19 protein-coding genes are annotated in these 21,125 nt (G+C 33.0%); 17 read left to right on the top strand and 2 right to left on the bottom strand.

The window, feature by feature from the left end; translation table 11 throughout:
* Nucleotides 1-622 precede the first annotated feature (622 nt).
* Nucleotides 623-862, bottom strand: a complete 240-nt coding sequence (locus ATE47_RS02190; protein ID WP_062160424.1) for a hypothetical protein — start codon at nt 860-862, stop codon at nt 623-625.
* 874 nt (nt 863-1,736) lie between these two features.
* On the opposite strand from ATE47_RS02190, the gene ATE47_RS02180 reads away from it, so the two are divergent.
* The 17 genes from ATE47_RS02180 to ATE47_RS02105 all read left to right on the top strand — a co-directional run bounded on the left by ATE47_RS02180 (nt 1,737) and on the right by ATE47_RS02105 (nt 19,418).
* On the top strand, nt 1,737-2,918 hold the full coding sequence (locus ATE47_RS02180; protein ID WP_062160422.1) for an NUMOD4 domain-containing protein: 1,182 nt from the start codon (nt 1,737-1,739) through the stop codon (nt 2,916-2,918).
* Nucleotides 2,919-3,501: 583 nt separating this feature from the next.
* Nucleotides 3,502-3,837 (top strand): hypothetical protein, encoded by a 336-nt coding sequence (locus ATE47_RS19330; RefSeq protein ID WP_228376303.1) that lies wholly within the window; start codon nt 3,502-3,504, stop codon nt 3,835-3,837.
* Nucleotides 3,838-3,905: 68 nt separating this feature from the next.
* Nucleotides 3,906-5,051: a T9SS type A sorting domain-containing protein gene (locus ATE47_RS02175; RefSeq protein ID WP_228376302.1), complete on the top strand. Its 1,146-nt coding sequence runs from the start codon at nt 3,906-3,908 to the stop codon at nt 5,049-5,051.
* Nucleotides 5,052-5,056: 5 nt separating this feature from the next.
* Entirely contained in the window at nt 5,057-8,455 is a 3,399-nt protein-coding gene (locus ATE47_RS02170) for a hypothetical protein (protein ID WP_062160421.1), read from the top strand.
* A 4-nt stretch (nt 8,456-8,459) separates the two neighbouring features.
* Nucleotides 8,460-11,948 carry a DUF6443 domain-containing protein gene (locus tag ATE47_RS02165; protein ID WP_062160420.1) on the top strand — a complete coding sequence of 1,163 codons (3,489 nt, stop codon included), beginning with the start codon at nt 8,460-8,462 and terminating at the stop codon, nt 11,946-11,948.
* Entirely contained in the window at nt 11,948-12,391 is a 444-nt protein-coding gene (locus tag ATE47_RS02160) for a hypothetical protein (protein ID WP_062160419.1), read from the top strand. The genes ATE47_RS02165 and ATE47_RS02160 overlap by 1 nt, the downstream gene beginning before the upstream one ends.
* A gap of 20 nt (nt 12,392-12,411) precedes the next feature.
* Nucleotides 12,412-13,026 (top strand): hypothetical protein, encoded by a 615-nt coding sequence (locus ATE47_RS02155; protein ID WP_147296998.1) that lies wholly within the window; start codon nt 12,412-12,414, stop codon nt 13,024-13,026.
* A gap of 269 nt (nt 13,027-13,295) precedes the next feature.
* Nucleotides 13,296-13,571 (top strand): hypothetical protein, encoded by a 276-nt coding sequence (locus ATE47_RS02150; protein ID WP_062160417.1) that lies wholly within the window; start codon nt 13,296-13,298, stop codon nt 13,569-13,571.
* On the top strand, nt 13,556-13,810 hold the full coding sequence (locus ATE47_RS02145; protein ID WP_115980921.1) for a hypothetical protein: 255 nt from the start codon (nt 13,556-13,558) through the stop codon (nt 13,808-13,810). Before ATE47_RS02150 ends, ATE47_RS02145 begins: the two co-directional genes overlap by 16 nt.
* A 194-nt stretch (nt 13,811-14,004) precedes the next feature.
* Nucleotides 14,005-14,967 (top strand): hypothetical protein, encoded by a 963-nt coding sequence (locus tag ATE47_RS02140; protein ID WP_062160415.1) that lies wholly within the window; start codon nt 14,005-14,007, stop codon nt 14,965-14,967.
* A gap of 130 nt (nt 14,968-15,097) precedes the next feature.
* Nucleotides 15,098-15,376, top strand: a complete 279-nt coding sequence (locus ATE47_RS02135) for a helix-turn-helix transcriptional regulator (RefSeq protein ID WP_062160414.1) — start codon at nt 15,098-15,100, stop codon at nt 15,374-15,376.
* A complete protein-coding gene (locus ATE47_RS02130; RefSeq protein WP_185097116.1) occupies nt 15,363-15,812 on the top strand; it encodes a hypothetical protein in 450 nt (149 codons plus the stop codon). Before ATE47_RS02135 ends, ATE47_RS02130 begins: the two co-directional genes overlap by 14 nt.
* An 85-nt stretch (nt 15,813-15,897) precedes the next feature.
* On the top strand, nt 15,898-16,956 hold the full coding sequence (locus tag ATE47_RS02125; RefSeq protein ID WP_062160412.1) for a hypothetical protein: 1,059 nt from the start codon (nt 15,898-15,900) through the stop codon (nt 16,954-16,956).
* Nucleotides 16,953-17,300 carry a hypothetical protein gene (locus ATE47_RS02120; protein ID WP_062160411.1) on the top strand — a complete coding sequence of 116 codons (348 nt, stop codon included), beginning with the start codon at nt 16,953-16,955 and terminating at the stop codon, nt 17,298-17,300. The genes ATE47_RS02125 and ATE47_RS02120 overlap by 4 nt, the downstream gene beginning before the upstream one ends.
* 287 nt (nt 17,301-17,587) lie before the next feature.
* The gene (locus ATE47_RS02115) at nt 17,588-18,181 is read left to right on the top strand and encodes a hypothetical protein (RefSeq protein ID WP_062160410.1); all 594 of its coding nucleotides are present in this window, start codon (nt 17,588-17,590) and stop codon (nt 18,179-18,181) included.
* A 161-nt stretch (nt 18,182-18,342) separates the two neighbouring features.
* Entirely contained in the window at nt 18,343-18,903 is a 561-nt protein-coding gene (locus ATE47_RS02110; RefSeq protein ID WP_062160409.1) for a recombinase family protein, read from the top strand.
* Between the two features lie 65 nt (nt 18,904-18,968).
* Entirely contained in the window at nt 18,969-19,418 is a 450-nt protein-coding gene (locus tag ATE47_RS02105) for a hypothetical protein (protein WP_062160408.1), read from the top strand.
* 566 nt (nt 19,419-19,984) lie between these two features.
* On the opposite strand, the gene ATE47_RS02100 is transcribed toward ATE47_RS02105, so the two are convergent.
* Nucleotides 19,985-20,851 (bottom strand): hypothetical protein, encoded by an 867-nt coding sequence (locus ATE47_RS02100; protein ID WP_062160407.1) that lies wholly within the window; start codon nt 20,849-20,851, stop codon nt 19,985-19,987.
* Nucleotides 20,852-21,125 lie beyond the last annotated feature (274 nt).

Below are 21,125 nucleotides of genomic sequence, written 5' to 3'. Positions count from 1 at the left end.
AATCTACCATTATTAAGTGGTAGATGACAAATATATGTAAAAAATCAATTTGTAAAAAAATTATTTCATAATATTTAATTTAAAGAAATACATTCGTTATGCTTGACAAAAACTTTAGTAGAACTTAAGGGTTAAAATATAATTTCAGTTTGATATTAAAAATCAACAAAAAATTACTGATGAATCAAAACATTAGTAGTTTTGTAGAAACAGTTATAAGAACCTTTAAGATTATGGAAATAAATAAGGTCGTAAAAATAAAAGATCAAAAAGTGTTCTATTAATATTGCTAAACTATAATTCAGATTTATTAATCAATATATGCTTTTTATAAAAGTTTTGTATGTTTAATGAAGAAGTCTAGGCACTTTTAGGATTCCAAGTCCATAAAATTCCGATAGCACTCGTTTGTTATTAACAATAAGTAATATCTGGAGTAACATTCGCTATGCAGAATAAATTAACTATGGAGCGATTCTGCAAGATGATACTTTAGGCGAAAAGCCTGATCTGGATGATCGCCTAGTAGTTTGAGAAATGAGTGTTTACGAAGCTTAAGGACCATAACGTCTGTACTTGCTATAGCACTTACAAAATACCTTTTTTGCAAAAAAAGAAAAACTCACCACAACAACTGCCCTATAGAATACTTATGGTAAGTAATCGCATACATATCCCTGACACTTTTAAGTTCTACAGTTCCATAGACAATTTGGAAATAAAAATATGGGAACTGGCCTTCAAAGAAAAGAAACTCTCCTTTTTTATGGCTTTCGTAGGTTGCACCGTATTGAAGTAAAAGATTTTCATCGATAATCATAAAACATACTTTAACTGACATCATTCCAGTTAATTTATTCATATGTATAGCAATACCTTCTATAAGTCTCCTTTATTACCTTTATTCCCAGAAATGTCTATCAATAATTAGAACTTCAAATTTACTTACTGGTTTAATTATAATTTTATAATCCTGATCATAAAGTATGGCAGGTATTGTGAAAATGAAGGATATAGATATGGTTACAAGGATTTTTAACTGATTACCTTTCACCAGCAATTTGGACAAATGGCCAAGGAGCCAAAAAAACAGATTCATAACCGTGAAAACGGTTTCAAAACGGTTATTCAAAGATTTTTCCGACATTATATAAGCGCATGAGGATAGTATTAATTTACAGGACTGTTAAAGGATCGGGGCTATTACTCAGAAAAAAGACGAAGCTTTCAGAATAGAAAGGATCCGTTTCTTACCTAAAAAAGAGTTTTCTTAAAATCATGTAGAGCAACAACACTGAAGAATTGACATTTACGACTGTTTTTACTACCATTTTTACGGAATAATAGCCATTAATGTAAACATTAACTACAATTAAAACAGCATTAACCGTATTACTGTAAACATTAATTATGATAATGTCTTCAAAAACGGATCAAATTTTTTTTATCTTTGAAATGTACTTATAATCTTAAACTAATCATTTTTTCATGTACCGTGGTTCGTTTCTTTCTGCGGTATTTTTTCAAAGTTCCTTACTATATTAGGTTATTAAAAAAATAAAATTCCTTTATTGCCCGCTCATGAGAAACTGCAATAACCCGTGTACTCCATAATTATAAATGTATTTTACTTTGAACATTGGTAGGCATACTCATTTTTTACAGCTTTATTTGCTTAATACTTTTACTTTACATAAATAGATTGTATTTTGTCGGCAAAAGAAGTTTTTCGACTCATGAAACTACATGCTGAATTAGAAGACCAATATGCAAAAGAAGTTCTAAACAATACTTGCCTGGAAGATCTTCCGGGGGAAGAATGGAAAGTAATTCAAGGTATTGAAAATTATGCAATCTCTAACCTTGGTCGGGTGAAAAGCCTTGAGCGTTGGACCCCAATGGCAAACGGAGGAAAACGTAAAGAAGAAGAAAGAATCATGAAATTAAGCTTTGTAAAATATTCCAATAATTACCTTCAGCGCACCTTCTATAATGTATTTTGTGGACTTTCTTTGAACAGCAGAAAGTTCCGTCGATCTGTTGCCCGCTTAGTATATTACCATTTTGTTGAAAAGTTTAATATGGACGATCATTCCATAGTCATTTCATATAAAGACAATAATTCTCTTCATCTGAATTATAAAAATTTAGAATTACTTTCCAGCAGCGAATTAAACCTTAAAAAGTTTCGTGAAGACAGGGCCAGCCATCCTAAGCAAGCAGTTAACCAATATACTGTAGATGGTAAGCAAATTGCTTATTTTGAAAGTCTTAGTGCTGCAGCCAAAATTTCGGGAGCCAGTGCAGGCGGTATTTTGTCAGTATTGCAAAAGATAAGCTTTACAGCAGGAGGATTCCGATGGTTTTCAGAGGATTATACGCCCACAAAAAAAGATTTCTTGGCAACACCAAAGAAGGCTCCCAATTGTAAAGGAATCCTTAATATTTCTTTATGGGAGAAACTGGGAAAACCTGCTATTGACATTAACAACCCGCCAGCGTGTATGAACCTTTCACTCTCAGACCTTCCCGAGGAACAATGGAAAGAGATACCGGATTTTGGCGGACAATATACAATCTCTAATAAAGGAAGGGTAAAACGAAAAAGTGGCTGGGCTTTTGGGAGAAGAAGCAAAACTTTTGTTAAAGAACAGATTATGTCTGTAAAGATTAGAAATCCTAAAGATAAAAACATTCATCTTAGTGTAAATTTAAGAAAACACGGGCGAGAGATTAGTATGACAGTTCCCCGTTTGCTTTATTGTTGCTTCGTACAGGAATTTGATCTCAATGACAGAAGCCTTGTCATCAATAATCTAAATGAACCAAAATGGGACATGGACATTTCAAAGCTCTCACTTCATCCTATTTATTCCCTGACCCACTCAAACAAAAAACGATTACGGGAAGATATATAACCCTCTAAACATATAAGCACTAATCTTTTCCCAAGTTTCCCTACGTCTTTGTGCGTAAGAAATTTTTATGGAATAATTGCTGTTTCTGTTTTACGGTTTTCCTCACCGACAGTTGAAAAAATATTTTTATCTTTGCTCTCAAGATTTTAACGAAATAAAAAAGCGTAAGCTGTCAGATTGGTTAAAGAAAACTGCGAATCTTCTTTGACAACCAAATTTTGATAGGCTTACGCCCATGTTCTTATATGGGCACGGGCGGAGCCTTTCTGGTTGTCGGGTTCTTCGCAGTACCTCTTTAACGGATTGGCTTCTGCTTCGTGCCTTTCTTATTTTTAAAAATTCCAACAAAAAACTACATTATTAATATAATACGACATGGCTTGTCGCCTTGCATTTGTAGGTTTGCATCAGACAGTAAATGTAATTATTAAGGATTCAATTTTAACAAAAAAATAATATAGTATGAAAACATGGATGGATTCAGGATAAACAGCACCTCAGTACAATCACGGTTAAAAATATGGGGTTTTCCCCACCTTAGGAATTAAAAAATAGTATTAAATTCGCGCATTAATAAACAGGTATGAAAAAAAATTACACCCTCGCACTTTTCTTAAGTGCATTTCTGGGGATTTCCGGCCAGGAAACAGAGGTTATTTGGCAACGTGATATTAAATCCTCCACTCAGGACTTTCTTTCGCAGGTTACCACAACCATAGATGGACAGTATTTAGTTACAGGAAGCTCAATTCAGAGTAATAAGCTTGAGGCTTCAGGCAGTAAGCAAAATAAAGGCTACGACTATCATTTGATAAAATTAAACCAGCAGGGTGAACAGGTTTGGGAAAAATATTTCTCAGGACAGAACCATGATTTCTTATCAGCAACAGTGGCAACACAAGAAGGAGGTTTCTTGTAGCAGGAACGACTTTTTCCAATGCAGGATTTCAAAAGAAGGACAATTCCAAAGGTGGTTCAGATTTATGGTTGATAAAAATCAATGAGTTTGGAGACGAAATTTGGCAAAAAACCATTGGTTCAGCATCCGATGAAGAAGCAAGGGTTGTCATTCAAACCACAGATTTCGGGTTTTTTGTGGCTGGAAATGTTCAGAATTCAATCAAAGGTTACGGATCAAAAGATGTTTTGATTGTAAAACTGGACAAAAACGGAGGCATAGCCTCTCAAATTATATTAGGAGGAAAAGGGCTTGATGAAGTAGAGAAAATGATTCCAACGAAAGATGGTGGAGCTTTATTGGGAATATATTCCAGAAGTAATTTAGGAGGAGCAAAAAAGACCGAAAATTATGGAGAAGGTGACTATTATATCATAAAATTAGATAAAAATAATAAGGTTCAGTGGGAGAAAAACTATGGAGGAACAGGCGACGACCATCTGAGAACTTTAGCTTTAACCTCATCCGGATATATCATCGGTGGTGAGTCAAGGAGCCCTATTTCCGGGAACAAATCTGTCGGTATCGAAGAGGGTACAGACCTTTGGCTCATTGCTTTAGATGAAAATGGGAATGAGCAATTTCAAAAATCTTACACGTTCGGAAATCGTGATGTATTGATGGGAATGAATGTCTTGCATTCTTCGGATGATAAAACTTCAAAAGGAATTTTACTTGGAGGCTATACGCAGGCAGAGGGAAGAATCGAAAATGATGATGAAAAATTCTGGATGCTGTATTTGGATCAGAATGGAAATGAACAGTGGCGAAAGCACGTCGAGGGACAGTCTCATAAAAAAGAAGAAAGATTATCTGATATTAAATTAAACAGGGATGGTTCCATTATTCTGGCAGGAACAAGCGCAGAGGAACTTGGGAAAGAGAACTGGAAAATTGTAAAGCTGGGAGATCAGCAGATTGATCAGCTAATAGAAAAACAGGATATTAAGATTTACCCGAATCCTGTATCAGATTATACTTATGTAGAAATGGGCGTTGACTTCAAGGAAGCAGATATTTTGCTGTATGATATGTCTGGTAGACAGTTACAGATTCTGAAAACCAAGAATAAAGTAACGAAGATTAATACCCAGCCTTTAATTCAGGGAGCTTACCTGGTGACCGTGAAAACGAATGATAACAAAACAGCGAGTGCTAAATTGATTAAGAAATAATACAAATGAAAACGATTAAAATAACCAAGCTTTTTTTAATATTCTTATATGCTTTTGTGTTTTCTCAGGAAACACAAACATTTCAGGTAATTCCGGGTGGAAGTGAAAGTGTCATTAAAATTCCCAATGTTATTCCCCCGTCACCTAATGCTTCTTTTAAAACAGACTTTGGAAACTTGCCTATGGATGAGTATCGAGGGGCTCCCTCTGTAACAATTCCCATTTACAACATTGAGAATGGCAGCCTCAAACATAACATTTTTTTTAATTATAATAAACTGGGTGTTAAAGTGAATGATATTTCGGATATAGTTGGAATAAGCTGGCTGTTAAATGTCGGAGGAGTAATTAACAGAACAACATATGACTTACCCGATGAAAAAAATGACCGTTTCCTAGTGAACGATATATCAAGCTTAAATATTCCGCTTATACAGGAAGGAACTCAGGAGGCGTATTTTATTGCTGATAAAATAAAAAATGCCAACATCGATAATCAAGTGGATATTTTTAGTTATTCAGTAGATAACTATTCAGGTACGTTCTATTTAGATGCTAATTTTCAACCCGTTCTTCTTGAAGAAGGGACAGGAGTTAAGATTAGATCAGTAGGAAATTTTGCCGTTACCCATGAATTTATCTTAACAGCACCTAATGGTGTGAAGTATTATTTTGGTGGAGAAGGGTTTACAGAAGAAACATACATTCGGAATAATCCCATGCTTAATGCAATATCAGGATTTTATCTGTATAAAATCGAGGATGGAAATAATAGTATAAGTTTTAGCTATTATACCGATTCACTCAAACAAATTTCTCTGAATATTAAAGAATCAAGGAGTGTTTCCTTTTATGCTAATTTCACACCAGGAATAGAAGATTGTTCGCCGCCGTCACTATATCAAAATAATATTGAAACCAGTTTTTTAAATATTAAAAATACAAAGCGGATCAAAAAAATTACTTACAATAATCAGGAAGTATCTTTTGAATATCTTCCGGTTAATGGAATGAATTATGGAAAACTGGATAAAATCAAAATAGCTTACAATCAGAGACTGGAAAAAGAAATCGATTTTTCTTATATTGACAAACTTTATGGAACTGTTATAGAGAGATTTTTTTTAGAAAAAGTGCAGTTTTTTGAAGTGAAGAATACTCAGAAAACCTTAAATAATGAGTATTCATTAGAATATGATGATCCTCTGGCAATTCCGCAAAGGTTAAGTAAAAGTATTGATATATTAGGCTATTATAATGGAAAAGTAAATAATACGCTTGTACCGGATCTTGCTCTTCTTGGATCCACCTCATTTAATGAGCCAAACCTGGCAGACAGACGTGCAAACTTTCAATACACAAAAAAAGGAAGCTTAAAGTCCATAACATATCCTACTAAAGGCAAAACCTATTTCGAATACGAATCTATACCAACAAAAAACAAAGTATTTACAGATCTTAACCTGATTGTTGGGAATAATGACTGGATTACTTCCATGCTTCCGGCTCCTGTTTTAGATACAGTGAGAACTTATCAATTCAGCTCATTGGTAAATGATAAAATTAAAATCAACCTGCATCTTTTCTCAGAAGTTACCGATCCGGTACTTAATAAAGGTAAAACCCTATTTCAGATTATTGATCAGAGTAACGGCCAAACTGTTTACAGTAAGGAAATGTTTTTAGGAAAGATTGTAAATCAGGCAAATTTTGAAACCGAATTTACAGTAGACAAAACCAAAAATTATCTAATTAAATTTAAGGTAGTCGATTATTGTAATCAGTGTAATGCCAGTGCAGATATAAGCTTCCATTCCGGATATGAGAAAAAAAATGGTATCGGTATAAGATTGAAACGCCAGTTGGATATTAATGAAGCAGGCGACACAGTAAATATAAAAAGGTTATACTATAATAAAATCGAAGATGTCAATAATGTAAGTCTGTTACCAGATAATTTATATACTCCTGGAAGTTTTATTTCAACTTATTATGTGCAATCTACTCCTATGAATATAGATCCTAATCAACCGGGTTGTGCCGTTCCAGACTTTTTTCTTCAGCAAAACATTGTTCATTCAGAACCTGTCGCACCCATAGATTCAGAATTGAATTCAATGTTTGGAATTTTTGAAAATCCGATTATATCCATAAGCTATGGTGGAGATAATTTTGAAAAAGGCGGAGAACAAAAAGAGTTTATACATGCTGATGAGCCAAGTTTGGTATTCGTTAAGGAACCGATAAGCGAATACCCATACTTTAAAGGAGAACCATCGTCTATTTCTACACTTGTTAATACGGCTTACAATAAGATGATCAGAAAAGTAAACTTTAATAAATATAATGGACTGTTAACTAAAAGCCGTATTTTTTCCAAATCCAGTAACGGAAGTTTACTTTTAAAAAGCGGAGTGGATAATACCTATTTAAGATCAGGGGTCGTTTCAAATTATGATATTTCCGGAACACCAATATATAATGCTCTCTATTTTCCTACTACAGGAATTGCAGGAGCTGAATTGCATAATTTGCTTATTGCGAGTAATTCAGTAAGTGTATTCTTTAATCGTCTGGTGACGTCATATGTTACAGATTATATTGATGATGTGCCCGCTACTATCACTGATGATTCAGCGTATAAAAAGATGGTGGTTGAAACTAACTATGAGTATGATACACCCGCGAAACTTCCAACTAAAGTTTCAACAAAATTTTCTGATAATACGGTAAACTCAACATCATACAAATACGCAAATGAAAAAGGCAATCAGTTAATGATTGATAAAAACATGGTTGGTATTCCTTTGGAAACAACAATTACAAAAGCCAAAGGAGGAACTACTAAAATATTATCGAAGACAGAGACGGTTTATCCAAACACAGCTGCTGAAATTATCAATAACAGTACAGGTTTGGCGCTTCCGTTATCTGTAAAATCATTTGATATTCCAAATAATACCTCATCAGTAGATATAGCCTACAATAAATTCGATGAAAAAGGAAATCTATTGCAATACACGATAAAGGAAAATGTTCCGGTAGCGGTTGTTTGGGGATATAATAATGCCCAGCCTATTGCTATTATAGAGGGAATCACTTATGATCAATTAGTGAGCTTAGGACTAATTGCTCCGATTGTAACCGCTTCCAATACTGATGCTTCCGATCCAACTACTGAGCCTGCATTGATTACAGCACTGGAAAATTTCAGGAAATCATCCTCACTGGCAAATGCAAAAGTTACAACAATGACTTATGATCCGCTTATTGGGGTTACGAATATAATTTCACCACTGGGAATTAGACAAACCTACAAATATGATAATGCCGGAAGATTAGAAAGAACGTCTGATGAAGAAGCAAAACCGCTAGTGGATTTCAAATACAATTACAAAAACTAAAAAGATGAAAAAAATTATAATCCCTGTCAGTGCATTATTTTTAACAGGATTTTCCTTTGCACAGACAACACCGAGTAATTCGGAAAATTATATTTACACCAAAACGTATCTTTCTGATCCCTCGCTGTCAAATCCTAAAACCTCAGAAACAGTACAATATTTTGATGGATTGGGAAGACCAGAGCAGGTGATAAATGTAAAAGCATCCCCCACAGGAAAAGATATAGTACAACATTTTGAATATGATGGGTTTGGAAGACAGGTAAAAGACTATTTGCCAATTCCACAGTCAGGAACTCAAAACGGAGCCATTTATACAGACCCGAAATCTGGTGCTCCTGCAATTTATGGAACGGAAAAAATATTCTCCGAAAGTATATTGGAAAATTCACCTTTGGATAAGATCTTGCAACAAGTACAAGCGGGAACAGATTGGGCGACAAAGCCCGTGAAGTTTAATTATGAAGCCAACAGTGTGGAAGATCAGGTAAGAATTTATCAAACTTCAACCATTTGGGATGCAGCTAATAAAATGTTTGTTACCTCTTTGCAGACTTCCCAATTTTATCCCGCCGTACAGCTATATAAAAATACGGTTATAGATGAAGACGGGAACAAAACGATCGAATTTAAAAATGGGGAGGGGCAAACTATTTTAATAAGAAAAGTTGTTTCTGCCTCCGAAAATGCAGATACCTATTTTGTATACAATGAATATGATCAGTTGGTGTATAAAATTCCGCCAATCGCCTCAAAATCAGGTTTGGCAGATCAGACGACTCTGGACAACCTTTGTTACCAGTACAGACATGACGGAAAATACAAACTTGTAGAAAAGAAGCTTCCGGGTAAAGGATGGGAATATATGGTGTATGACAGGGCGGATCGATTGGTAATGATCCAAGATGCTAATCTTAAAGTTCAGGGAAAATGGATGTTTACGAAATATGACCAGTTTGGAAGGGTGGTTTATACAGGAATCACCAATAATATTGCTACAAGGCAAGTTCTACAAAACAATGTTACTGCAGCTACCTATTCAAATGAGATACGAAGTGCAAATACTTTCACTATAAATGGAATGCCCATCTATTACACCAACAGATCACTTCCCGGAAGTATCGCACAGGTTCTAAGCATTAATTATTATGATACCTATGCTGTCTATAGCTTTAATCCTTCTTTTCCAAGTACTATTCTGGGAAAAACAACCTTAACGGATAATCCTGTAAGTAGCGGGAAAAGCACAAACAGTCTTCCGGTAATGAGCTTTGTTAAAAATATTGAAGACGACAACTGGACAAAAAATTATAGTTACTACGATACCAAAGGCAGAGCAATAGGAAGCTACTCTATCAATCATTTGGGAGGGTATACAAAAACAGAATCGGATTTGGATTTTGTTGGCTTGCCAAAACAGACCAAAACGTATCATAAAAGGGTTAATACTGACACAGAAAGAATTATTACCGAAACCTTTGAATATGATAACCAGAACCGAGTAAAGAAACATTATCATCAGATAGACAGCCAGCCACAGGAATTGTTGGCAGAAAATACCTATAATGAACTTTCTCAACTAAGTAATAAGACGGTTGGAAATAATCTGCAAAACATTGATTATTCCTACAATATCAGAGGCTGGTTGACCAAGATTAATAATCCTGCTAATTTAGCAGGTAAGTTATTTGGGTATGAAATTAAGTATAACAACCCTGTCAACACCTCATCAGCTACCGGAAAGTATAGCGGGAATATTGCTGAGGTGGATTGGATGGCTTCCAATGATGGTGTTTTAAAAAGATACTCTTATCAATATGATGGGCTAAACAGACTGAAAAGTGGAATTTACTCAGAACCAAACACTTCCATTCCTCAAAATAATTATTATAATGAGATATTGAGCTATGATTTGAACGGAAATATTACTTCACTGCAAAGAAATAGGAATACAGAATATATCGGAGCACAGCTTATGGATAACCTAAGCTATTCTTACACAGGAAACAGGCTTGATACCGTTACCGACTCATCAGGAAACTACATGGGTTATCCTGATACATCAGGAAATTTGATTCATTATGATGCCAATGGCAATATGACAGATCATGTGGATAAAGCTATTTTACAGATCGACTATAATTATCTTAATCTTCCCAAATATGTTAAATTTAATCAATATATAACAGGCAGAAATAGTGCTATTTATGTAAATTCTACCTACAATTACAGGGCGGACGGATCTAAAATAGCAAAAGTATATACTTTTAAAGATCCGCGCATCTCTAATACATTAGCCACAACATCAACAGATTATCTTGATGGGTTCCAGTACGAAGCAAAATCAGGTGGAACAGAGTCGACTATTGCTACATTACAATTTATACCGACCTCAGAAGGATATTTCGATTTCGGGCAAAATAAGTATATTTACCAATATAAAGATCAGGTTGGAAACATCAGATTGGCGTTCTTTAAAGATGGTTCGGGAAATCCTGCGATAGACAGAGCAACAGACTTTTATCCTTTTGGGTTAGAGTTTGGGGGTAATGGATTAAATATTAATAATTCTGTATCACCGAGCTATACCTACACTTTTCAAGGACAAGAAAAGCAACAGGAAACCGGATGGAATTCTTTTAGATGGAGAAATTATGATCCGACTATCGGTAGATTTTTTAACATAGACCCACTCGCAGAAAAATTCCCGCACAACAGTACCTATGCATTTCAGGAAAATATGATTGGGATGGGGATTGAATTAGAAGGATTGGAATTGCTTCCTGAAAACAAAGGATATTTTGCAATACGTGGAAACGAGATGATTGTAAAACAAGCCCCTGCTACACAAAGAGACAGTTTCGGAAGACCAACTTTCACGGCAGCAGATATTGGATTAACTACCAATGGATATAATCCTACTGCTCCAAGGATTAGTACAGGTGAAACGGGGCTAAGACTTAAGTCTTACAATTATGGTGGTGCAACGGCTGAAGGTGCAACAATGGAAACTATTGATACTCCTTCAGGTTTTGCTGAACAAGAGGTCGAGACTGAAAGACCAAATAGACTAAAAGAAGCTGTAGGTACATTAAGTGATGTAGTAGATGGTGCTAAAGAGTTATGGAATAATATTTCGATGGCGATGGATGTACCAGAAGCTTTCAAAAGTATGGACAATCATGTACAAGCAGCTAAAGATATAAAGTCTGTAGATTTTAATGCCACACAGATGGATCTTGCAATAGACTATGTTAATTCAAGCAAAATAAAGATGAACCAACAAACAAAAAATGATGTTATTAATTATGTCTATGATGGACATTTACCTAAAAAAGGATTGATGCAAAACTCATTAATTATCCAGAATGGAAATGCTATTTTAAAAGCGAATCATGCCCCAATACGTCCTACTGCTGATCAGGTAAAAAGATTGTTTGATAAAAGAAATAAAGAGATAAAAAATAACCAATTAAGAAATATCCCCCAATAATGAAAATAATTAAATTATTCTATGTGCTTGTAATATTATTTGGTTTTAGCAATTGTATAGATCAAAAACAAAAAGACGATGAACAAATAAAAAATGTGGTATCTAATTTTTGGAAGGCTGTTAAAGAAAATGATGAGACAGCTTATCTAAGTTTAATTGAAGATAGTGAATCAGAGTATAAATTAGCTATGTTAAATCAATTACATTATCTAAATAGAAATTATAATAAACTTAATCATCAAAATAGCTTGTTAAATAAAGTAGAAATAAAAGAAACAAATGAATCTGGAACTCCTCAAAAGGTTGTAGGATATGAGTTTATAAAGCAAAATTCTACTGTTGAGCCGTTAAGTGTAAGATTATTTTTCTATAAATCAGTAGGTTATAATAAAATATTTAATGTTCAAATTTTAGGAAATTTGCCTGAATGGGAAAAGCAATAATGAAAATTAAATTCAAAAAGATGAAAAATATTATTTTATTGATTCTACCGATTCTTTGTTTTTCACAATATAAAAAGAATGATTTAGAATATTTACAAAGAGCAATGAAAGATATTCAAAATAAGGATTTCACTACTGCTATTTCAAATCTGGATAAAAATTTAGAAGTATTCCCAAATGATAGATCTTCTTTATATTTCAAGGGATATTCTCAAATTATAATTGGAGAAAATGAAAAAGGTTGCAAAACTCTAATTGATGCAATTTATTATGGAAGTAATGATGCAAAAAAAGTATATGCAGAAAAGTGTATCGATTATGATCCTAAACTTAATATTGAGAAATTTAAGTCAGGAAAATTTTCTTTACAGATTTTAAGCGAAGAAAATTTAATTTATACTTTTGAACGTAGAAATGATATTCAATATGAAAAATATGAAGATCAAACTTATGCAGGGAAAATTGTATGGCTTGGAAATGGTGACTATAAGATAATTGCAGACCAAAAAACTGAGGATGTCATGACTGAAAATCCTGAGTTTATAGTTAGAGTTTTGAAAATTGAAAAGAATCAATATTTATATGAAAAAATTGAAAATGCTCAAGTTCAATTTGGATTAGTTAAAAAACTCTAATTGTTTTTTTTAAATGAATTTGTAATTCAATAATGGAGATAAATAAAATACATTAAAAGTAAAATCCCTGTAGAATTAATTAGCGTGTCACTTTGATGCGCTAATTTTTAATATCATAATTAAGTAACAGTCTCTTATTTTTTACTTTAATGCGACAACCTTTGTCGTATTATTTGTTTAATATTGAACCAAAAGAAAACAAATGAGTTTGAATAAAAAAAAAATTAATTTCCGAAGTAGAAAACAGGCTAAATGAACAGGGATTTACATTGTTTAAAAATACAGTTACAAAAACAGATGGATTGTTCATTAAAAAGATTAAACCTGACCTTTATCTAACATTAGGATTAAATATTTCCCGTTGTAATAAAAATACTTTTACAGGTAGTTTCTATTTATCAAAAATAACAAACTTTGCTAGTGTGTGGGGTGATATTCCGGATAATTCTTCTGTTAGAATAAGTTCAATCTTAAATGAAAATGAGAAAAGAAGATTCTTAGGAGGAGAGTATGAGCCTAATGATCGTTGGTGGAATACCAATTAACAAATGTTTATGAAAATTTTCTTAATGCAATTCAATGTGCCGAAATAAATTTTATTACCCCTGAACTTGTAGAAGCAATAAATAAGAGTAATGATGTAGCAATCCTCAGTGAATTATCAACAAATGTAATTTCAACTGTAAAAAGTAAAGACAAACGACTGGAAATTTCACACTTAATGTTTACCCCGCCTGTGGAAATTAACAAAATACCAGTTATTTGGTTTAAGGGACAGAATTAATATTAAGTGAAAGCAAGGAAATTTTAAACAAGAAAAAAGTTAATTTATTGGCTTCTGATGCCTATAGAACATACATCTTAGATTTATAAAAATAATTTAAGAATGAGACTGTTTTAAAATAACAGTCTCTTATTTTTTAATGCGACATTCTTTGTCGCATTAGCTATTTAAATTGGTCTTCTAAAATTAAGATCATGGATTTACCATTTTATTATTCATTTAAAGACTTTGAAGAAAATTACACCAAAGATTTAAACAATTTTATAGATAAATATCAAAATGCCAGAGAAATAGATTTTTTAAAGGAAATTAAAAGGCTATGTTTATATTGGACTAAGGTTGAATATGGAGGAAGGGTTTTTAATAACTTGATTTGGACTAAAGAATTTACATATTCTGAATATGAAGGATTTAGTTCAGATGATGCCGAAATTACCCTTGATATGTTTGCTTATATTGTTGATTGTAATGTTAAGCACTATTTACCATTTATTGGAAATCCATTTCACTCTTTTTCGAATATAGATCCATTTGGAGATGATGATGATGATGATGGAATTATAATTATGCACCCTATTGAACACCTCTTTTCATTAATTGAAAATCAACGAAAAAGACCTGATTATTTTCACATACCTAACGATTATAAATCTATTCATAAAAAGTATTTATTGGATAAAATTTATCATTTAGAGTATTTTCATTTTTTATATTATGAAGATGGAACTATAAAAGCTGACAATGAAAAGTTTAAAGATTTTGGATTTGCTGTGTTCAAAATCATGGATGAAATTGATAGAAAAATTAAACTATTTGAACTACAAAAAAACAATATAATTCCTGTTAATGGAAATAGTAACGAAAATAAAAAACAGGAAATTTATAAAGAGGAAGAGCAAGAAGACATAAGTAATCTGACAACACCGGAAAAAATAGCCCTTCTTGAATATTTAGGTGTTTTTGCCAAACTTATTAAAGATGGAGTAAGTCCCGAAAACGAATATAAGATTATTCATAATCTGATTGGTGGAAGTTATACCAACATTAAAAAATATTGCCTTAACAGGAAAACAAAAAATAAATCTTCAAAGGATTATCAGATCACTGAAAAGCATAAAAGTAAAATCAAAAATTTCTATAATTCAAAGACTTTTTAACAATATTTTTTTGAAATTATTTTAAACTATTTACTACCACAAGACTACCCCAGCACTACCCCTAAAGAATAAAATAGGGTAAGCATAATTCCAACCTTTGTATTGTGAAACAAATAAAACTCACAATATAATGGAAACCATAAATTTTGTCGGGGTAGAACCCGAAAACCTCATCAATGAAATCGTAAGCAAAATAAAAGAATCTTTACTTACCGACTTAGAAAAAACCTTCAAAGAGAACGAACCGAAACGCTACCTTTCCGCAGACGACATCTGCGAACGTTTCGGAGTGTCAAAACCGACCATCCATGAGTGGCGCAGGCGAGGAATCCTGAAATCCTATAAGCTCGGTTCCAGGGTTTATTACAGGCTGGATGAAATAGAAAATGCAATGATTGTTAACGATTAAATTTTCTATGATGCCTGTTTCTAATAACAATTACCAAGACTGCACAACCATTATCTACCAATTAGATGAGGTTAAAAAGACTTTCCGGCAGTATAGAAAGCAAAATATACAATCAACCGAAAAAGATGATTTCCTGCCTGAGCTTCTGCGCATTGAAAAGAACAACGGCTATAATACCTATAGTGGATTCAATAACTTTTTACGGCTTCGAGATGCTTCCAATTGGTCCGTATGTACCAAGCTGGGCTTAAAGCCCACCGGAATCAGTAATTATTATTCTACGGATATATTTGTAGAAAATAAAAAAAAATTATGTATTGTCTGTTATCTCAAAGATAACCAGTCTGTTGAACTCAATGTTTTTCCTGAGTTTTATCCGTGTGAAAAATCTGAATTAACAGAGAAAGTAAAGGAACTAGCCCAGAGTAGCCCATAAAAAAGGGATATAAAAAATTACATCCCTTAAGTTGTTCAAACTTGACAAAGGTTTACCCCTTTTGTCTTTACAAAGATAAGAAATTATGCCGACCGACTTTGTAAAAATTCAGTATACGGATAAAAATTATGAGCTTCCCACCGACAAGACCGATTTTACCATTTCCGTAAACAATGAAACCGGAGAAACGGACAATAAAAAGGAAGGAGAATATTTCGGAATGCAGATCATCAAATATGCTTCGGGTCGGGTAATGGTAAAGGGAAGCATTCATAAATTCTTTAACCGTATAGACTTTAACGGAAATGATTTTGATATGATAAACCTTTTCTCAGCTTTACAAGACCTTGAAACAGAATTAGGCTTGAAACCCGAATCTTGCAGATTGGAGAATATTGAAATAGGAGTAAATATACAATTGCCATTTGATCCGAACAGACTCCTTCAAAATTTACTGTTCCACCGATCAGCAGAATTTAATAAAACTATTTCCGGTTCTTTTTATTATCAGTCTGCAAAGAGAGATTATATTATTAAGATTTACAATAAAACAGCGCAGTATGAAAAAAAGTTAAAGAAGTATTCAGAAAACGTAAATTTTATGAAACCCGATGAAAAGAAAGAATTCAGTGTATTTAAAAAGACTGTAAACGAGCATTTACAACCCAATACTTTACGATTTGAAATTAAGTTCTTAAAAATGAATGTACTGAATGATTTGGATATTGTGTGTCTATCGGACCTTATAAAACCTGAAATGATGGATCTATTCAAAAACCTTTTATTAAAAGAGTTTCAGGAAGTTTATTTCTATGACTATACGATCGATGAAACAAAAATGAGACTACCGGAAATCAATAAGCTGAAAGACTACCGGAATCCTAATTACTGGATAAACCTCAGCAAAAAGGATAAATATTATCACAAAAAAAGATTTGAGAAAATGACATTGAAATATTCTCAAAATTTGAAAGGTAAAGTTTCGGAACTGATAAAACAGAAAATAGTAAAACTTACCGAAAAAAGTTTAGACTTTTTGACCGACAATTGTAACAAAAATGAAAAACAAAAGTTTAGACTTTTCGACCGTTCAGATATAGGGTCAAAAAGTCCAAATCAATCCTCACAAAATCTAAGGTTATGAAAAAGAAAATTACAGCAGAAAAAAAGGCTGAAAAAGTAGAAACCCAGAATTATGATTTGTCTAACAATATGCAGAAAAATGGAAACGAACAAAAAATAAAGCAAAAAACAAAAATGGAAGCCATAGAAATTAATCTTTCAGAATTAGATATTGATATATTAAAGATATTAGATGTTGAAATTGATATGCCTGAATTGGATATAACAGAATTAAATATGGAAATTCCTGAAATGAATATTGATTTTCCTGAAATTGAATTCCCTGAAATGGGCATAGACTTACCGGATTTACTGGAAAGAACAGACTTTGAATTCCCTGATTTTGATTCGTTTATTGAACAGTAACGCCGTTTTTATAGAGAAAGAAACGGATTTTAGCCGTTGTTTAACGGTATTTTTCCGGACATGCTTTAAACGCTTGTAAACACTATGAATAAAGGATTTGTTACAAAAAAAGGCTAAAAAAGATGGAAAGTTCCTTAATAATTTAGGTTATTTCGGAAAAGAAATACAAAATTAAAGAGCTTCAGCAAAATTTAATAAAGCAAATGCCAAAGCAATGCAAACGCTAAGCGAAAGTAAAGCAGATGCAGAATACTACAAAACACTAATAATTAATTAAGATTAACATAATGGGAAGATGGAGCAACGGTCCCGATGAGGTAGAAAGTTTAAAACGAATTACGATTGCTGATCTAAAGAGACTGGGTTACTTACAGCCCAATGTATGGCTCAATCAAAACATTCACTGGACTAACCAACATGGGGAAAGAGTAAGTTCAATAACGGTTATTATAGAAACTACAGACACCGGGGGTTATATTACCTTTGACTATACTTATAACCAGTCTCAGAAAATAAATTACAAAGTCAAACTTATTACCCGTCCTTCTAATCTGGGAAATGGCTTACTGTGGTTCTTTGTTTGTCCGAACACCCAAAAGGTTTGTCGGAAACTGCATTTGAACGGTGGTTATTTTCTACATAGGACAGCTTTTAGTGATGTGTACTATGAAAAACAATTACAGTCTAAGAAATGGCGGGATTGGGAAAAGGTCTTCGGTTCTTATCTGGATGATAAATTATATGAGGAGCTATATAAAAAGCATTTTAAGAAGTTTTATAACGGTAAACCAACAAAGAAATACCTACAGCTCACAAAAAAGATTAATGCACGAAAAGACATCAGTTTTGAAGATCTGGAAAAGGCTTTATTATTAGGATAATAAAAGAAAAATTCAAGATTAGAATATATTAAAAACGGTCGGTTTCATGTACTTTCTTTGAAAACTACTTGACAACTCTTTTTTATTTCCTTTTCAGTACATTTTCGTTGTACACAAAAACAAATTACACTATTTTTGAAATAAATGAGTAAAATGTACTTATGTTAATTGGATATGCAAGAGTAAGCAAGTTTGAGCAAAATCTTGATTTACAAACTGATGCTTTAAAGAGTTTAGGAATTGAAAAAATTTTTATTGACAAAGTTAGTGGTGTTAAATCAGAAAAGCCGCAGCTTAACGATTTATTAAATTTCGTACGAAAAGGGGATACTTTAACCGTGTGGAGATTAGACAGGATCGGTAGGACTACAGTTGGACTAATCCAGTTTGTGACAGAACTGAATGAAAAAGGAATACATTTTAAATCTATTTCGGAAAACATTGATACAAGTTCGGCAAGTGGCAAATTAATTTTCCAGATTTTCTGTGTTTTGGCAGAGCATGAAAGAAATGTTTTGATTGAAAGAACAAATGCTGGATTGAAGTCTGCGAGGGCCAGAGGTAAAAAGGGAGGCAGACCAAAAGGAATGACCGAAAAATATAAAAAGATTGCACCTTTAGTAAAGAGCTCCTATGAAAGTAAGAATGTTCCAATTGAGGAAATTATGAATGCTTTTAATATTGGAAGTAAAGCAACTTTTTATAAAATAGTTAAAAGTTAGTATAATATACGCTAATAGATTGCGCAGTAAGAATATATCTTTGAGCATATCTGTAAAAATTTAATATGAATGTCTTTAATAACGAAATAGAAATCTTTAAAACTGAAGTCCATAACATCTATAAAGCTTATCGCTTTTCTCATTTCGGATTGTATAATTTGAGAAGTGTTTTTAATGATTACAAAAAGAAAAACAATATTGAGAATTTTAAAATTGTAGATCAGGAATGTAATATTGAGATAAAGTTTTCTGAGCTAGATATGGAGGAAGCAAAAGAGCACGGATTTTATCAAATGATAATGGCGGGTAATACAATAGTAATGATTTATAATTTATGGGAAGATAATTACCGGACAATATTTGCTAAATGCTTAGGTTATACAAATAAAACTGACCTAAAAAATAACCTATTTGGAGATTTGGGGAAAATTAGAAATGCAATCGTACATAATCACTATAAACGTACTTCAGATATTGATAAGCTTGAAATATTAGGATTTTTATTTCCAAAATGATAGATTTATTTTGGATAGTTTTGCTGTCCATGATATATACGTAAATGCATTGAAAGCTTTGGAGTTAATGAAACAACCATCAGCAAATTAAAATAAATAACCTATAAATAATATCAAAAAACGATAACTTAATTAGTGGACTAAGAAGTCAATGGAAAATTACATGAAAGAGGCGAACGCTTCCATATCTTAAAAAGGATATATGTTTTCAGAATCATTGTTACAGTTTGCCATGTTAAGACATTTCTAAAAGGAAATTAAATTACTGCAAGAATGACAACTCTACACTAAATATAAATCAAAAACCTCCCAATGAGAGGCTGAATAAACACAAATGATAAAATCTTTTCTCCGTTCTTTCTCATCATTTTTGTAAAAGTGATATGAATTGTGGGAACAAAATGAAGGAGAAAAGATGTATGATAAATAAATGGGACGGTTGGCGTAATGGTTCCGATACCAACCGATCCAATCGTAATAATAACGTCATTTAATTTCTGTGTGGCTGCGGAGCCCCATTTGCGTTGTTGTCTTTAGCGCCATCTATATGAAAAGAGCCTTGCGGGTTACTGCTTCAATACAGATAGATATGTAAGTATGGGTTCTGAGGGGGCTGGAGTAGAAGTATTATTAGAATGTAGAAAACTTGAATGATTACCAATTATGGATACCTGGTCACCAGCATTTAAATAGTAATTGACTGATGCATTTGCAGTTCCACTTCCGGGTTGAAAGCCATTCACTGTACCATCGACAACTACAGCAGCTGATGCCTGTGCTACTGTACTACTGTTCACTAGTATCACCACATGTTTAAAAGGTGTACGAATGCCGCCTGTTGCATAATTTGCGTTAGTGCTATAACCCGCACTGATATTATACCAGCCCTGCATACCCACTGGCACTGTAAATACACTGCCATTCCAGGCGGCACCAAAATTATTTGTCGTTGCTACCCAATCATTAATGACCTGGGCGCCACTAAATACCTGTGTCCCTGCTGACCTGGCAAATAACCCAATAGGTCCGCTTGGATTTCGGATAGCGGTCCAGCTTCCGTTAGAATAGGTAAATTCCTGTGCTAATCCTGGCAAAACTGAAAAACTATTCAATACTCCAGATTGCGAAGTGGCATTTACTATTGTCAATCTTGCTCCGGCTATTATTGCTGTAGTACCACCAGAAGTTGTTGGGCCGGTAATTGTAAATGTTGAAGAAGGTGTTCCTGTTAACCGATATTGCGAAAAAGACAGATTAGGAATTACAACTGTGGTTCCACTGACTGTTATAGGTGCTCCTTCGCGATAAGTGATGCCCCCATTTATATCAAGTTTTGTGGTAGGCAAGGCGGTATCTATACCAATATTACCAGTTTGAGCATGTGCAATTATAATTCCTGCGAAAGCAAGAATGAATAGAATTTTTTTTACCATAAGATTATTTTTTTAAGGATGGGTTAATGGTTATTATAATTTATTTATTAGGTTTGACTAAGTTAATAATTTATATATAATATTTAATTAATATGATTATTAATTTTAATATACTTAATATATTTTTAATAAAATATTGATGTTCAATGTTTTTAACGAAAAATTTACTTTTCGCAGGAAAGTCTATTTATTATTTGGTAAAGCATCATCTATAATTAATTTTCTTGTAATAAATAATCTCAAAAAACGATATTTTCGGTTGTGTGTACAAAAT

Origin of the sequence: Chryseobacterium sp. IHB B 17019 (genome assembly GCF_001456155.1) — a bacterium.
Taxonomy (GTDB): Bacteria; Bacteroidota; Bacteroidia; order Flavobacteriales; family Weeksellaceae; genus Chryseobacterium.
The sequence above is the reverse complement of the archived record's forward strand: the minus strand, read 5'-3'. Positions and strand labels throughout refer to the sequence as shown.

Coding starts and splice junctions, on each gene's coding strand:
- ATE47_RS02190 (WP_062160424.1), bottom strand. CDS start 862: ATGAATAAATTAACTGGAATGATGTCAGTTAAAGTATGTTTTATGATT.
- ATE47_RS02180 (WP_062160422.1), top strand. CDS start 1,737: ATGAAACTACATGCTGAATTAGAAGACCAATATGCAAAAGAAGTTCTA.
- ATE47_RS19330 (WP_228376303.1), top strand. CDS start 3,502: ATGAAAAAAAATTACACCCTCGCACTTTTCTTAAGTGCATTTCTGGGG.
- ATE47_RS02170 (WP_062160421.1), top strand. CDS start 5,057: ATGAAAACGATTAAAATAACCAAGCTTTTTTTAATATTCTTATATGCT.
- ATE47_RS02165 (WP_062160420.1), top strand. CDS start 8,460: ATGAAAAAAATTATAATCCCTGTCAGTGCATTATTTTTAACAGGATTT.
- ATE47_RS02160 (WP_062160419.1), top strand. CDS start 11,948: ATGAAAATAATTAAATTATTCTATGTGCTTGTAATATTATTTGGTTTT.
- ATE47_RS02155 (WP_147296998.1), top strand. CDS start 12,412: ATGAAAAATATTATTTTATTGATTCTACCGATTCTTTGTTTTTCACAA.
- ATE47_RS02140 (WP_062160415.1), top strand. CDS start 14,005: ATGGATTTACCATTTTATTATTCATTTAAAGACTTTGAAGAAAATTAC.
- ATE47_RS02135 (WP_062160414.1), top strand. CDS start 15,098: ATGGAAACCATAAATTTTGTCGGGGTAGAACCCGAAAACCTCATCAAT.
- ATE47_RS02125 (WP_062160412.1), top strand. CDS start 15,898: ATGCCGACCGACTTTGTAAAAATTCAGTATACGGATAAAAATTATGAG.
- ATE47_RS02120 (WP_062160411.1), top strand. CDS start 16,953: ATGAAAAAGAAAATTACAGCAGAAAAAAAGGCTGAAAAAGTAGAAACC.
- ATE47_RS02115 (WP_062160410.1), top strand. CDS start 17,588: ATGGGAAGATGGAGCAACGGTCCCGATGAGGTAGAAAGTTTAAAACGA.
- ATE47_RS02110 (WP_062160409.1), top strand. CDS start 18,343: ATGTTAATTGGATATGCAAGAGTAAGCAAGTTTGAGCAAAATCTTGAT.
- ATE47_RS02105 (WP_062160408.1), top strand. CDS start 18,969: ATGAATGTCTTTAATAACGAAATAGAAATCTTTAAAACTGAAGTCCAT.
- ATE47_RS02100 (WP_062160407.1), bottom strand. CDS start 20,851: ATGGTAAAAAAAATTCTATTCATTCTTGCTTTCGCAGGAATTATAATT.